A 14,397-nucleotide genomic window follows, 5' to 3' on the forward strand; every position below is an offset into this window, starting at 1 on the left:
GACATTTTGAAAATTGATTGAGTGGTAGTAACTTCGCAACGCAGTTGCGAAGTTACTACCACTGAAAGTTTTGATATTTTGGATAGATTAAAAAGGTAAATCATCATCTAATTCTAACGGTTCAGTTATTACGTTTACTTGTTTTGCACCCTCAACAATAAATTTGGCTCTTTCAAAAAGTTCGTCAAATGTTAATATTTCAACATTTCTGCTGTCCCTTCTGAATAGCTCCAAAGTTTTCTTTTTTATCTCTTTTTCTAATGTATTGCTGGAATTTTCAAGTTCCTTCCAATCTCCAATTATTAAAATAACTTTTGAATCGTGTGCTTTTTGCGTTAACGGTTCTCCGTTGATGTATTGCGGACTATCTAAACGAATTAATCCCGAAGCTTTATGTTCTAGTATTTGAGAAACAGATTCAATCAAGTCGTTTGAAAGTTTCCAAGAGTTGGAGCGGTTTCCCTTGTTCGCAAACAAAAGGGTAGAAGGTTTCTTTAATTCAACAAAGGTTGTAAAGAAGTTATCACCCAATAGATAATCTCCAATTACGGTATTTGAGCCGTCTAACTCTGCATAAGAAAGATGAACTTCTCTTTGCAGAATTTCTTGATAGCGATAATCTAAACCATAGCCAAAAATCCACTGATTTTTTTCAAAAAAGTATTGCCAAACTTTTTCTTCACTGTGTTTTTTCAAGCCGTTTGCTTCGGCATAGGTTTTCCAATATTCCGAATTGTTTTTTAAGTCTGAAAATATTTGAAGTCCTCGTTTTCTAAATGCTGTGTTTACAATATCCTTTGATGAAATGATACCTTCATTTATCAAAGCTTCAACTAATTCAGCACCGCCTTTTTTTGATAATAATGTTTTAACGGAACGTATAGAATCTGCATCTAATTCTTGGTCTTCTATAATTTTCAGACGCTTTTCAGTAATTCCTTTTAAATCAATTTCGCTTATGAAAGAAAGGAATGCTTTTAATTGAGCAAAGTTGAATTTACTCAATTTGATTCTTTCAGTTTCTTTGTTGTGAACTACTTTGATTAACTCAAATCCTTCAATATCATTTTGGTCTGTTATGTAAACGACTTTCAACATCGTTCTTGGAGCAAATTTTAAAACAGCACCTTTTTCATCTTCGTGTACCACTTGAAAGAATCGCCCTGCTTCAAACTCGTGCCAGTATAAACGATTGGGTTTGTAGTTTGAAATTATCTCTTCTTCCGAAGTTGTATTTTGGGAAATCCGGCTCATAGTTTTTAATTTTCTATTGTCGCTAATTTGGAAAGTAGTAAATCTTTCAGTTCCGTTAGCTTTTGGGTTTCTAATTGCTTGAAGTTGATTTGCGTGAAAATTTTCTTGGCTAAGAAATCAAAATTAAAAGCCATTTCATCATTTGGAAGAACAGTCTCAATTTCATAGAGCATATCATATGAAACAAATGGTTGTGAACTCCCTCTTGTGTTTGACATCAAATCTTTTGATAATAATGTCAAGTATGAGAACCATTTCAAACTTTCATGTTTTGCTAAACATTTAACACCATTGTAGGTCACGAAGTGTTTTCCAAATGCAAAAACAACCTTTCCGCAATATTCTCCCATGTGACCTATAACTGGTGCGTCTTCACTATTATATTCATCATAACCACCAATTACACCACCAGCTCCATAAATTGAAAACTGACCACCATTGTTAGGATTGGTATTCCCAATTCCATATTGGAATTTGTATAAATCCTCAAGTGTTCCTTTTCTCCACCCCTCAGGCAAATTCTCCAAATCAATTCCCTCCACAAACCATTGCTTATAAATAGCCTGTGCGGTTTCTTCTAGCTTTTGTATCAGTTGCTGGTTTAGGGCTATGCGGTTTTGGATAACATTGTATTCTTTTACTATTTCTTTTTGTTTGTCAAGGTGCGGAATGGGTATTTGCATATCACAAAAGGATTTCCAAGGTAAACCACCTCTTACATCTGCATCGGTATAAAACCAAGCATTACGGTCAAACTCTCGTACGAGTAAACCACATCATCAAAAATTCAGGATTAAGAATTTCGGTGTCTTTGATTTCAAATACATCATAAGCAGGTGAAACCATAAATTCTTCATCAGATTTTGACATCGAAATTGGCAAACGGTAATCTCTACCTACGTGCATTCTATTGCAAGCAAATTGATTTTTTCTTACGAGCTTGTAAACAGATAAATCAGTTCCGACAATATTAGCAACTGAAGGCATAAAGAATTTATCAATATTAATTCCTAAAAGCTGTTCCGCTTTTTCTTCTGAGTTGCGAATTTTCAATTCCTGTATGTAATCGCCTAAGCGGCTATAATTTGATTTCATAACCCAAATCTTTAAACACGGTTAGTAAATCATTTTTTGAAGCTGCTTCGGCTTTCAGCAAATCCGCGAATTCGTTTTTCAGTGTTTGCATTTTTTCATCAAAATCTATTTTCTCATCACGGTTTACAAATTCAATGTATTTGCTCGGCACGAGTGAAAAATCTTTTTTTACTACTTCTTCCAAAGTTGCAGAATAGCAGAACTCGGGAATGTTTTCAATTTCATTGCATTGCCATTGGTGGTAAGAGCCTGTAATCTTGATTATATCTTCTTCTGAAAACTGAATATATTTTTTCTCAAACGGAATTCCTATTTGTCGTAAATCCATAAATAGAATTTCCTTTTCTCTATTTCGGTAATTGCGGGTTTCATCACCAATTATTCTTGTATGAGCTTTTTTATTCTTATTCAAAATCCAAAGCGTTACACTAATGTTGGTGGTATAAAACATATCTTGTGGTAATACCAAAATCGATTCAACCAAATTATTTTCAATCAGCTTTTTGCGTATTTTATATTCTTCGCCACCACCACTCAATGCACCATTTGCCAATATAAAACCAGCAATTCCGTTTTCGGAAAGTTTGGAAACCATATTCAAAATCCAACCATAGTTGGCGTTGCTTTTTGGTGGCACATCATAACCTCTCCAACGTGGGTCGTCAATCAATTCATTTTCGCCTCGCCAGTCTTTTTGGTTAAAAGGTGGGTTTGCCATTATGTAATCGGCTTTCAAGTCTTTGTGTTGGTCGTCCGCAAATGTGTCGGCATCTTTTTCACCAAGGTTTGCAGAAATACCTCTTATGGCAAGGTTCATCTTTGCAAGTTTGTATGTTGTTTTGGTGTATTCCTGTCCGTAAATAGAAACTTCTTTTTGGTTTCCGTGGTGTGCTTCAATAAACTTAATGGATTGAACAAACATACCTCCCGAACCACAAGCAGGGTCATAGATAATTCCTTTGTATGGCTCAATCATTTCTGAAATAAGGCTTACAATTGTCTTTGGCGTATAGAATTCTCCTTTGCCTTTTCCTTCTGCAATCGCAAACTTTTTCAAGAAGTATTCATACACACGCCCAACCAAATCTTGTCCTTTGTCTTTGAGTGTATTGATGCTGTCAATTTCGCTAATCAAAGAAGCCAGTTTGGTAATGTCTAAACCCAAACGAGAAAAGTAATTATCGGGCAATGCACCTTTCAAAGCTTTGTTGTCTTTTTCAATAGTATGCAAGGCTGTATCAATTATTAAAGCAATATCATTTTGTCTTGCCTTTTTAACAATGTAGCTCCAACGTGAAATTTCTTCCAAGAAAAACACATTGCTCATATTGTAGAACTCAGGCTTCTCAATATACTTTTCTTTGCCTTCGGCAATCAATTTGGTTCGGTGTTCTTCAAACTTGTCGCTTGCAAACTTTAAGAATACAAGTCCTAATACAACGTGTTTATATTCGGCTGGCTCAACGCTTCCTCTCAATTTATTTGCAGCTTCCCAAAGGGTAACTTCAATTGCTTTTTCTTTTACCTTAAACATACCAAAGTTGGTTGGATTTGTCTGGTTTTGTTGTTCATGGAGTTGAGATTTATTATTTGATTTTGTTAAATGTAGGTTGAATCGTCTGCAACACTTTCAGTTAACATACAAAAATACACTTATAATTCATATTAATTAAAATCTAGAATATAATTATTATCTCAAGTAATTACATTGTTTGCATCAACTCTTGAATGATATTTTTTTACTAGTAAAATGTAAAATAATTACCTAACCTTTAATTATATTTTTATCAATGTTTTACACTTTTTATCTTCAACAATTTTAGAACAATTAGTTTAAATGTTATTGTATGTGTTTAACTTATTTAAAAACTTATATTTGTAAAAATATTTACAACACAAAATGGGATTTTTTGATAAAATAAAGAAAGGAGTAATTGATGCAGTTGAAGAAACCAAGGTTTCATTAAAAGAAACAATTGATGCACTTAGATCAGATAGGTTAAAAGAAGGACTTGCAAAAACAAGGGAGGGAATTTTTGAAAAACTGAATTTAGTTTTAGGTACAAATAGAATAATAGATGATAAAGTTTTAGATGAAATTGAAGAGGCTTTATTGTTAGCTGATGTAGGAGTACCGACAACAATAAAAATTAGTGATCAAGTAAGATTTAGGTGTAGAAATGAAGGAATTACTGATACTGATGGATTATCAATTTTACTTCAAGAAGAAATTACGAATGCTTTAATCAAATCACCATCAGCGAATAATGATAAATTATTTGTAATACCAAATGAAAAAAAGCCACTAGTTATAATTGTTGTTGGAGTAAATGGAGTAGGTAAAACAACAACAATTGGCAAGTTGGCATTTAATTATAAAAATGCTGGTCATAAAGTTATAATTGGTGCTGCTGATACTTTTAGAGCAGCTGCTAATGAACAGTTAGAGGTTTGGGCTAATAGGGCTGGTGTTGATATAGTTGGTCAAGGTCAAGGGGCTGACCCTGCTGCCGTTGCTTACGATACAGTTAAAGCTGCAATTTCAAGGGGAAGTGATGTAGTTATAATTGATACTGCTGGTAGGCTTCATAACAAAACAAACTTGATGGATGAGTTAAAGAAAATTAATAGGGTGATAAAGAAATTAAAATCTGAAGCACCTGATGAAGTATTCTTAGTTTTAGACGCAACAACTGGCCAAAATGCAATTCAACAAGCAAAAGAATTTATGCTTGCAACTGTTGTTACAGGGTTAGTGTTAACAAAACTTGATGGAACTGCTAAAGGAGGTGTTGTAATTGCAATTGCAGATACTTTGTCAATACCTGTCAGATATATTGGAGTAGGTGAGAAGATTGAAGATTTGCAACCATTTTCTGCTAAAGAATATGCTGCAGCTTTATTTGAAAAAAAATGATTTATTTCATAAAGTTTTTAATTTATTTTAAAAATCCATCCACAATGGAGTTTCATTATCTGGTAACTCTAAAAGTACTTTTTCCCCCTCAATTATTGTTTTATATGTTTTTATGGCAGCTACACCCCCAACAACCTTGCCATCTTCTAGGTTAAAAGTCCAGTTATGAAGAGGGCAAGTAACACAATTATCTTCATCAACAAAACCATCTGAAATTACATGAGCATGTTGATGAGGGCATATATTTGACAATGAAAAAATTCCTTTTTCAGTTTTAAAAATCGCAATTTCTAAATCTAATTCTTCAACAACAATTTTTTTTCCTCGTCTATTTTTTAAATCACTAATCAAACAAACTTCTTTAATTATTCCCATTTATATTTAAAATTTCATTTATAATTTATTACATAGAAAATTAAATTCTTATACAAATTTACAATATTGCAAATTGACTCGATTATGCAAAACCCATACAAGATCTAACATTAAGTATTTTTTTATGAGCAATTTCACTTGCCTTTTCAGCACCAAATTTTCTTAGTTTTTCAAGTTCAGATTTATCATTAATAATCAAATTAAATTTTTCCTTAATAGGTTTAAATTCCTTAATAACTAACTCTGCAACAGCTATTTTTAAATCACCATAACCTCTTGCTTTTGAAAAATAATTAATAGTTTCATTTTTGTCTAAACCTGAAATTGAACTAAAAATTTGTAATAAGTTATTTACTCCAGCTCTATCTTTATCATCTGAAAATAATATTTCATTAAAAGAATCAGTTTGTGCTCTTTTAAATGTTGTTAATATTTCATCTTCAGATTGAAGTAAGGTTATTGAATGCCCTTTAACATGTTCGTTACTCTTCGACATTTTATTTAACGGATTATCTAAACCCATAATTCTAGCACCGTTGGTTGCAATTATTGGTTTTGGAATAACAAATGTTTCACCAAAAATGTGATTAAATCTTTCAGCAATATTCCTAGTTAATTCTACATGTTGCTTTTGGTCATCACCTACTGGGACTTCGTCAGTATCATAGAGCAAAATGTCTGCAGCCATTAAAACTGGGTAATCTAGTAAACCAGTATCAATTGATTCTTGTTTAATTGATTTGTCTTTAAACTGAGTCATTTTATTTAACCAGCCTAAAGGAGTTATGCAATTTAAATACCAACATAATTCTGAATGTTCTTTTACATCACTTTGAACGAAAATATTAGAATCATTTGCGTTTAATCCACAAGCTAACAATAAAGCAAAAGTCTCTGTAATTTTATCTCTTAAAACTTTTGGATCTTGTCTAACAGTAATTGCATGCAAATCAACAACACAATAAATATTTTCTTTATTTTTATCTTTCTGTAATTCAACCCACCTTTTTACAGCACCAATGTAATTACCAAGTTGAGCGTTTCCAGTAGGTTGGATGCCACTAAATACTCTTGTCATAATAATATTTTAAAAAATCATAAATTAATAAATTAAAAAAACTAATTATCCCCCTAAACCAAAAAAAACTTTTAAAAATTCGATAGAACTTTTTTGGGCTTCTAATTTAGTACCTTCAAACTCAATTTTTCCATAATCAATAAATGCAACTCTGTCTGCTACAATATCCAAACAGTAAGGATCATGAGTTACAACAATACTAGTTATGTTAAATTTGTTTTGCAATTCAATTATTAACTCTGCAATTTCTTTAGTTGTTAATGGATCTAACCCTGTAGTTGGTTCATCATAAAGCAAATATGCAGGTTCAGTAATTATTGTTCTAGCAACACCAATTCTTTTTCTCTGTCCTCCAGAAAGTTCACTTGGCATTGTGTTAATTTTATCTGGTAAGCCAACTTGTTCTAAATAATATCCTACTTTATCTTTTATCTCAGCTCTATTTAAACCTTTGGTTTTCTCTAATGGAAATGCTAAATTTTCGCCAACGGTTAATGAATCATACAATGCTCCACTTTGAAAAACATATCCAACTTTTTTTCTAATTTCATTTAGCACATTTAGTTTTGCATTCACAACTTCGGTATCTTCAACCAAAATACTACCATATTCAGGAAGAATTAAACCAACAATACATTTTAACAGAACACTTTTACCAGAACCTGACTTGCCAAGCAAAACTAGAGTCTCACTTAAATTGACATTTAAGTTAACTCCTTGAAGTGGTTTTATAGAATCTGAAAATGACTTATAAATATCTTTGATTAAGATCATTAATTAAAAAAAGTACAATAAAATGTTTAAAAAATATTTGATGAATATAAATTCAAAATTTAGAAACTAAGGAACTGCAATAAAAGTAACAGTAAGCTGAACTAAAATCATATCTAATAAAATAATCCAAAGTGAGCTAACAACAACAGCAGAAGTTGTAGTTTTACCTACGCCTTCAGTACCTCCTTTGGTATTAAATCCTTTATAACATCCAATTATTCCAATTGCCATTCCAAAAAAAACAGTTTTAAATATACCAGGTAAAGCATCTTCAAAATATAATGATGAAAGAACTTGTGAGTAATAGTATCTTAAAGAAACTCTAGTATTAATTAACTCCGCTACATATCCACCGTATATAGCTACAAAATCTGATAATGTAGTTAAGATTGGCATTAAAATTATCAACGCAATTATTCTAGTTTTTACAAGGTAATTAAATGGATCAACGCCAGAGCATTCCATAGCTTCAATTTGCTCTGTTACTTTCATTGAGCCGAGTTCAGCACCTATTCCAGAAGCAACTCTACCTGCAACCATCAATGCAGTTATAACAGGACCTAATTCGCGTGTAAATGATCTAGTTACCATTGATGCAACCAATTCTCCAGCACCGAATTTCTGCATTGTTGGTCTTGATTGTAATGCTAAAATAAATCCCAAAATGAAATTTGCAGTTAATGCAAGTTGCATTGACTTAGATCCCAAATCATCTAAGTGTTTTAAAATTTGACCTAGTTCTAATGGAGGTTTAAACAAAGTTGCAAAAAACCTTATTGTGAACTTAACATATTCACCAAATAATCCGATAATATTTAAAAACTTTTTCATAGATTTTTAAAGAGAATAATCTCTGCATTTTTTAGTATGGTACAAGGGTGTTATATTGCCAAATATTTTGAATCAATTTTAATTACATGAATAGCAAAAATACGTTTTTACATTTATTATTTTCATTATTTACTTGTTTGATTATTTGTTCTTGTGCAACAACTCAAGATACAACAAAGAAAAAAACATCTGAAGAATTATTCACAGAAGGAAAAAATTATCTTGATAAAGAGAAATTCGAAGATGCTAAAAAAATATTTGAGTCACTTACTTTAATGGAATCAAATGGAGATTTAGCAGATAAAGCACAGTTCTATTTAGCAGAAAGTTATTTTTTAAATGATGAATTTAAATTAGCAACATTCCATTTTAATAGGCTCAGAGCCCTTTACCCTCAAAGTAAATACTATTCTTATTCAATTTTCAGAACTGGAGAAAGTTATGAAAAATCTGCACCACAATATGAAAGAGATCAACAAACATTAAAATATTCAATAGATCAATTCAAAGCATTTGTACAAATATTTCCAAACGATGCATTGGCTGATTCAGCAAGAAAAAAAATTGTATCAATAAGAGGAGTATTAGCAAAAAAAGAAATTGGAGTTGCAAACCATTACATTAAAGTTGAAGAATACAAATCTGCAATAATATACCTTGATAAAATTATTGAAAATTATTCAGATACTGAAATTTATGAATTAGCAATTAAAACAAAAATTGAATGTTTGAAAAATTTAGATGAAATAGTTGAAGCAAAAAAAATTGCTGAAAAGTTTTTATCAGAATTTCCAAAAAGTAAACTTGCAAGTGAGATAAATTCTTTAATTAAATAATGATTAATTTCAGAATTCAACAAAATTTTTTAAGTTGAATTGTTAATTAAAATATATTAATAAATACATGAATGATTTAACACCAAGAATAGTTACTGATTCCTCAGTTGAAATGACTGAGTTGGTTTTACCGAATGATACAAACCAATTAGGTAATCTGCTTGGAGGGAGGCTGATGCATTGGATTGATATTGCTGCAGCATTAGCAGCTATGAGGCACAGTAGAAGAGTTTGTGTAACTGCTTATGTTGATGGCATGAGTTTTCATGAACCTATTAGATTAGGTCAAGTAGTAATTCTCAAAGCATCAGTAAATAGAGTTTTCAAAACATCAATGGAAATTGGGGTTAGGGTAGAAATGGAAGATTTAAAAGAGGGAAGATGTGCTCATGCAAATTCTGCTTATTTAACTTTTGTAGGATTAGATGAAAATAGGAAGCCAGTTGTTGCACCTTCAATTATTATTTCTAACGATGACGAAAAAAGAAGATGGGAAGCAGCAGGAATTAGAAGAGATGCCAGATTGTTAAGTGATAAAAAAATTAAAGCATTGAAATAAAATATTTTACTATAAGCTGATTAATAAAATTATAATTTTTTACCTTTCTAATTAAAAAATATTCTAATTAACTTATCTACAAACTAAATTTCTCCAATTTAATATATAAAAATGTTATTTAGATTCTCGATATTGATAATACTATTCTTAAATGTTTTTAAATTAATAGCACAAACAGATTTAGATGCAATTAAACCTAAATGTTTGTTTACAATTTATGCAGATTTAGTAAATCAATATGGAGTTGATATTGCAAAAAATATTTTGTTAAAACAAGATGGAAACTACCAAAGATCTAAAAGGCAACAACAACTAGTTACAAATAATAAACATTTTAGATTACATTATGATATATCTGGTGTTGATGCTGTTTCAATGATTGATAAAGATTTAAATTCAATTCCTGATTATATTGATTCTGCAAATTATTATTTAGAAAGAACATACGAAATACAAATTAATCAATTAGGATATAAGCCACCTCCAGCAGATAATTTAAACCCTAAACAAGGAGATGTTGGACCTGAAATAGATTTATATTTTTGTAATTTACCTCAAGAAATTTATGGAGGAGCACAGCCTGAAGACCAAAATAAAATTGATGATAATAGATTATGTTCTTATATGGTTTTAGATAATGATTATAAAGGATATCCAACTTCTGGATATAATGGATTGAGAGTTACAATTGCCCATGAGTTTCACCATGTTGTTCAGCTTGCTGGTTATAGATCTGATTTATCTCAAAGAAATTTTTATGAAGCAACTTCAGTTTGGATGGAAAGAATTGTTGAACCTACTATTCTAGATTATATAAACTATGTAAAAAAATTTCTTGACAGTCCTCAAAAGTATCCATTTTCTACTCATACTACTCAATCATTTGAAGGATATTGCCACGTATTGTATTTTGATTATATAACTCAAAAACTTGATAACAAAAATATTATAAAAGAGAGTTGGGAGCTATTTGCAGAAAATGGAAAATGCTTTACATCAATTGATAATGCATTAAAAAAGTATGGTTTAAATTTAGAGAATAGTTATTGTGAATTTGGTAAAAGCTGTTATTATACCGGAATTAGAGCAGATGATTCTGTATATTTAAAAGATGGGTCAAAATATCCAACCATGAAACCTTCAATTACCCAAAATCAGGGTAATGGTAATATAACTTTTGCTGGAGAATTGTTTCCTTTGTGTTTTGGATTATACAGATCCATTTTTAATGCTAAAAATGGAGTAAAAGATACTATTGATTTTGTAGTTACAAATGGACGATCAAATATTGGATCTGGAGGTGTTAACTTAGATCCAGATAATTTTAATATTGAAATTTCAACAAGTGAATTTATAAATTCAAAACCGATATATAGATCATACGATACTTTGTTTTATAATTTTACTGGTTCTATGAATAGTTTTTGTAATTATGTAATTACAGGTGGTGAAGCACAGTTATCAATAGCTACAACTATTAGTCCACAACCATTTATAAATGATGGTGGAAATAAGTTAGTATTAAATTCAGTATTTAGTAATGATGAAATAAAATCTGTTAAAGCATGGGTTTACTCAAGTTCAATGAATAGGATAGCAGAGTTAAAACAGACTGGCTTGGTAAATTCAAATAACATTTTAGGTTTGGTATGGGATGGTTTAGATTACAATGGTAAGTTAGCTGAAAGTGGAATTTATATATATGAAATTGTTGTAAATAACAAATACACTTCAATTGGAAAATTTGCAATTGTTGGAAAGTAAAGTAAAAAGACTCTCTTAACTAATTAAGAAAGTCTTTTAATTTATCAACTATATTAAATTCTATTATATACGTCAGAACCTGTTTCAATAAATTCTTTAGATTTTTCTTCCATACCTAATTCAAAAGCTAAATCAATATCTATTAAATTATTTTGTTTAGCATACTCACGAACATCTTGAGTAATTTTCATAGAACAGAATTGAGGTCCACACATCGAACAGAAATGTGCAACTTTTGCAGAATCTTTTGGTAGGGTTTCATCATGATATTCTCTAGCTCTTTCAGGATCTAAACCTAAATTAAATTGATCATCCCATCTAAATTCAAATCTAGCTTTTGATAAAGCATTATCTCTGATTTGAACACCAGGATGACCTTTACCTAAATCTGCAGCGTGAGCTGCAATTTTATAAGAAATAATACCTTCTCGAACATCATTTTTATTAGGCAAGCCAAGATGTTCCTTTGGTGTAACATAACAAAGCATTGCACAACCAAACCAACCAATCATTGCAGCACCAATGGCACTTGTGATGTGATCATATCCTGGTGCTATATCTGTGGTTAGGGGACCCAAAGTATAAAAAGGTGCTTCTGAACAAATTTCTAATTGTTTATCCATATTCTCCTTAATAAGATGCATTGGGACATGACCAGGACCTTCAATCATAGTTTGTACATCATGTTTCCAAGCAATTTTAGTTAGTTCACCTAAAGTCTCTAGTTCACCAAATTGTGCTGCATCATTCGCGTCAGCAATAGATCCAGGTCTCAATCCATCTCCTAATGAAAATGAAACATCATAAGATTTCATTATTTCACATATTTCCTCAAAGTTAGTATAAAGAAAATTTTCTTTATGATGAGCTAAGCACCATTTAGCTAAAATTGAACCACCTCTAGAGACTATACCTGTTAACCTAGTAGCAGTTAAAGGTACGTACCTTAAAAGTACACCAGCATGAATTGTAAAGTAATCTACACCTTGTTCTGCTTGTTCAATTAAGGTATCTCGGAAAATATCCCAAGTTAACTCCTCTGCTTTACCACCTACTTTTTCTAAAGCTTGATAAATAGGAACAGTACCAATAGGTACGGGAGAATTACGAATAATCCACTCTCTTGTTTCATGAATATGTTTTCCTGTTGAGAGATCCATTGTTGTGTCTGCACCCCAACGAATGCCCCAAGTCATTTTTTCAACTTCCTCCTCAATTGAAGATGAAATAACACTATTGCCAATATTTGAATTTATTTTAACTAAAAAATTCCTACCAATAATCATTGGTTCTAACTCAGGATGATTAATATTTGCAGGTATAATTGCTCTTCCAATTGCAACTTCATTACGAACAAACTCAGGAGTTATTTCCAATGGAATAGAAGCTCCAAAACTTTGTCCTTTATGTTGATGACTTAAAATATTTTTAGGATTAGACTCAACTTCAATTTGTAATTTCATGTTTTCTCGTATTGCTATATACTCCATTTCTGGAGTTATAATACCTTTTCGAGCATAATGCATTTGAGTTACATTTAAACCTCTGTTAGCTTTTCTTGGTAGTTTAGAATTTGGATAACGAATTAATTTTGTTTCAACATCATTCATTCTATCAATTCTATATTTACTTGAATAAACTTTAAGTGATTCAGTGTCATTTCTTTCTTCAATCCAAGGTGTTCGTACTTCTGGTAAACCTTTTCTAATATCTATTTTACAATTCTCATCTGTATAAGATCCAGATGTATCATAAACTCTAATTGGAATATTCTTTTCAACACCAAACATTTCAGGTGTGTCAGATAATGAGATTTCTCTCATTGGAACTCTTATATCATCCCTTGTTCCAGTGATGTAAACTTTCTTTGAAGATGAAAATTGAGGTACAGAATTTATTTGATTGCTTTGACTTTCAGTAACAATATATTTATTCATTTAAATTTTATTTATTTTTTTAATGTAACGATTAAAATCATTATTGATTGAATCTTATAAAATTATTATTTACAAAAATAGTAAGGGGAGACAAAAAATGCCTCCCCTTTAATATAATATTATTGAATAGTATTTATTTATTTAACAATTAAAGGTTCAGTTAATCCAGAACCTTTAAAATTAGTAGATTCATCTAATTTTAATGACCTACCAACTGTTGTATCTCCTCTTGTAAAGTTAATTGCATTTATACCGATTCCTTCACAAGTTAAAGTTGAATTAGATAACCAATAATAATAAGGTTGATTTGCTTTAGTTCTATCAATTTCAGTATTTGAGTTTGATTTAACAAATTTTATTGCTCTAAATGAACCTTCTTTGTCACTGATATTTGCAGTTATTGTTATATCAGCTGTAGTTAGATTTGATATTCTGGGAGTAAAAACATCTTTCTTATTAAATGAAGTATTATCTATAACATAATTTGCCAATACATCATATTGTAGTCCTAAATCAATTTTAGGGCTAATTCCAGCTGGTGAATTGTTCCCATCTTTTGGTGGAATAAGTTGCCAAGCCCAATTGTAAGATCCTTTTGCATTTATAGGTTTAATTTTGACAGACATTGCTTCAAGTGTATCAACAACTTTACCATTTAAATAAAGTTGAACTTTTGCTAATAAATCATTTTTAAAGGTTGCTGATTGTTTGATGATATCGAAATCTACTAAAGTTGTAGATTGTTCAACACATGAAGCAATCATAAGAGTTAAAATAAAAGGTAGTAAAAATTTCTTCATTAATTTAAGAGAGATATTTTAAAATATAATTTTGTAAACTGTAAAAAATGTCATGCAAAATAACAATTTTTATTGATTTAACTTAAAAAGATAAGTAATTTTTTTGATATCATTTAAAAAATTTATTGTTTCAAAATATTGCAAATAAAACAATATTGATTAAAAGTATAATAAATA

Annotated in this window: 14 protein-coding genes and 1 pseudogene; 4 read left to right on the forward strand and 11 right to left on the reverse strand. The window is 30.5% G+C overall.

Annotated features, from left to right (window positions below):
- Positions 1-87: 87 nt before the first annotated feature.
- The 5 genes and pseudogenes from IPP08_05130 to IPP08_05150 all read right to left on the reverse strand — a co-directional run bounded on the left by IPP08_05130 (position 88) and on the right by IPP08_05150 (position 3,883).
- The gene (locus IPP08_05130; protein QQS67550.1) at positions 88-1,254 is read right to left on the reverse strand and encodes a DUF4263 domain-containing protein; all 1,167 of its coding nucleotides are present in this window, start codon (positions 1,252-1,254) and stop codon (positions 88-90) included.
- 5 nt (positions 1,255-1,259) lie between these two features.
- A complete protein-coding gene (locus IPP08_05135; protein ID QQS67898.1) occupies positions 1,260-1,796 on the reverse strand; it encodes a restriction endonuclease subunit S in 537 nt (178 codons plus the stop codon).
- Positions 1,797-1,826: 30 nt separating this feature from the next.
- Positions 1,827-1,937, reverse strand: a pseudogene (locus IPP08_05140) (restriction endonuclease subunit S).
- Positions 1,938-2,004: 67 nt separating this feature from the next.
- The gene (locus tag IPP08_05145; GenBank protein QQS67551.1) at positions 2,005-2,307 is read right to left on the reverse strand and encodes a hypothetical protein; all 303 of its coding nucleotides are present in this window, start codon (positions 2,305-2,307) and stop codon (positions 2,005-2,007) included.
- A gap of 25 nt (positions 2,308-2,332) precedes the next feature.
- Complete coding sequence (locus tag IPP08_05150) at positions 2,333-3,883, reverse strand: N-6 DNA methylase (protein ID QQS67552.1); 1,551 nt, start codon at positions 3,881-3,883, stop codon at positions 2,333-2,335.
- A 366-nt stretch (positions 3,884-4,249) separates the two neighbouring features.
- On the opposite strand from IPP08_05150, the gene ftsY reads away from it, so the two are divergent.
- Positions 4,250-5,266: a signal recognition particle-docking protein FtsY gene (ftsY, locus tag IPP08_05155; GenBank protein ID QQS67553.1), complete on the forward strand. Its 1,017-nt coding sequence runs from the start codon at positions 4,250-4,252 to the stop codon at positions 5,264-5,266.
- Between the two features lie 27 nt (positions 5,267-5,293).
- Here the strand turns inward: ftsY and nirD are convergent, their stop codons facing one another.
- The 4 genes from nirD to IPP08_05175 all read right to left on the reverse strand — a co-directional run bounded on the left by nirD (position 5,294) and on the right by IPP08_05175 (position 8,324).
- Entirely contained in the window at positions 5,294-5,641 is a 348-nt protein-coding gene (nirD, locus tag IPP08_05160; GenBank protein QQS67554.1) for a nitrite reductase small subunit NirD, read from the reverse strand.
- Between the two features lie 82 nt (positions 5,642-5,723).
- Entirely contained in the window at positions 5,724-6,719 is a 996-nt protein-coding gene (gene trpS / locus IPP08_05165) for a tryptophan--tRNA ligase (GenBank protein ID QQS67555.1), read from the reverse strand.
- 45 nt (positions 6,720-6,764) lie between these two features.
- On the reverse strand, positions 6,765-7,493 hold the full coding sequence (locus tag IPP08_05170) for an ATP-binding cassette domain-containing protein (GenBank protein QQS67556.1): 729 nt from the start codon (positions 7,491-7,493) through the stop codon (positions 6,765-6,767).
- Positions 7,494-7,559: 66 nt separating this feature from the next.
- The gene (locus IPP08_05175) at positions 7,560-8,324 is read right to left on the reverse strand and encodes an ABC transporter permease (GenBank protein QQS67557.1); all 765 of its coding nucleotides are present in this window, start codon (positions 8,322-8,324) and stop codon (positions 7,560-7,562) included.
- A 137-nt stretch (positions 8,325-8,461) separates the two neighbouring features.
- Here IPP08_05175 and bamD point away from each other — a divergent pair, with 137 nt between their 5' ends.
- From bamD to IPP08_05190, 3 genes are all read left to right on the forward strand, one after another.
- Positions 8,462-9,160 carry an outer membrane protein assembly factor BamD gene (bamD, locus tag IPP08_05180; GenBank protein QQS67558.1) on the forward strand — a complete coding sequence of 233 codons (699 nt, stop codon included), beginning with the start codon at positions 8,462-8,464 and terminating at the stop codon, positions 9,158-9,160.
- 67 nt (positions 9,161-9,227) lie between these two features.
- Positions 9,228-9,719, forward strand: coding sequence for an acyl-CoA thioesterase (locus IPP08_05185; protein ID QQS67559.1), 492 nt, complete (start codon positions 9,228-9,230; stop codon positions 9,717-9,719).
- A gap of 132 nt (positions 9,720-9,851) precedes the next feature.
- A complete protein-coding gene (locus tag IPP08_05190) occupies positions 9,852-11,483 on the forward strand; it encodes a hypothetical protein (GenBank protein ID QQS67560.1) in 1,632 nt (543 codons plus the stop codon).
- 53 nt (positions 11,484-11,536) lie between these two features.
- Here the strand turns inward: IPP08_05190 and thiC are convergent, their stop codons facing one another.
- The gene (gene thiC / locus IPP08_05195; GenBank protein QQS67561.1) at positions 11,537-13,420 is read right to left on the reverse strand and encodes a phosphomethylpyrimidine synthase ThiC; all 1,884 of its coding nucleotides are present in this window, start codon (positions 13,418-13,420) and stop codon (positions 11,537-11,539) included.
- A gap of 137 nt (positions 13,421-13,557) precedes the next feature.
- Positions 13,558-14,220 carry a hypothetical protein gene (locus IPP08_05200; protein ID QQS67562.1) on the reverse strand — a complete coding sequence of 221 codons (663 nt, stop codon included), beginning with the start codon at positions 14,218-14,220 and terminating at the stop codon, positions 13,558-13,560.
- Between the last annotated feature and the right edge of the window lie 177 nt (positions 14,221-14,397).

It is taken from the genome of Chlorobiota bacterium (assembly GCA_016700335.1).
Classification (GTDB): Bacteria; Bacteroidota; Ignavibacteria; order OLB7; family OLB7.

Excerpts from the sequence above, each read along its gene's own strand:
- ftsY (QQS67553.1), top strand. The coding sequence starts at position 4,250 with ATGGGATTTTTTGATAAAATAAAGAAAGGAGTAATTGATGCAGTTGAA.
- IPP08_05170 (QQS67556.1), bottom strand. The coding sequence starts at position 7,493 with ATGATCTTAATCAAAGATATTTATAAGTCATTTTCAGATTCTATAAAA.
- thiC (QQS67561.1), bottom strand. The coding sequence starts at position 13,420 with ATGAATAAATATATTGTTACTGAAAGTCAAAGCAATCAAATAAATTCT.
- IPP08_05200 (QQS67562.1), bottom strand. The coding sequence starts at position 14,220 with ATGAAGAAATTTTTACTACCTTTTATTTTAACTCTTATGATTGCTTCA.
- IPP08_05175 (QQS67557.1), bottom strand. The coding sequence starts at position 8,324 with ATGAAAAAGTTTTTAAATATTATCGGATTATTTGGTGAATATGTTAAG.
- IPP08_05185 (QQS67559.1), top strand. The coding sequence starts at position 9,228 with ATGAATGATTTAACACCAAGAATAGTTACTGATTCCTCAGTTGAAATG.
- trpS (QQS67555.1), bottom strand. The coding sequence starts at position 6,719 with ATGACAAGAGTATTTAGTGGCATCCAACCTACTGGAAACGCTCAACTT.
- IPP08_05150 (QQS67552.1), bottom strand. The coding sequence starts at position 3,883 with ATGTTTAAGGTAAAAGAAAAAGCAATTGAAGTTACCCTTTGGGAAGCT.
- IPP08_05130 (QQS67550.1), bottom strand. The coding sequence starts at position 1,254 with ATGAGCCGGATTTCCCAAAATACAACTTCGGAAGAAGAGATAATTTCA.
- nirD (QQS67554.1), bottom strand. The coding sequence starts at position 5,641 with ATGGGAATAATTAAAGAAGTTTGTTTGATTAGTGATTTAAAAAATAGA.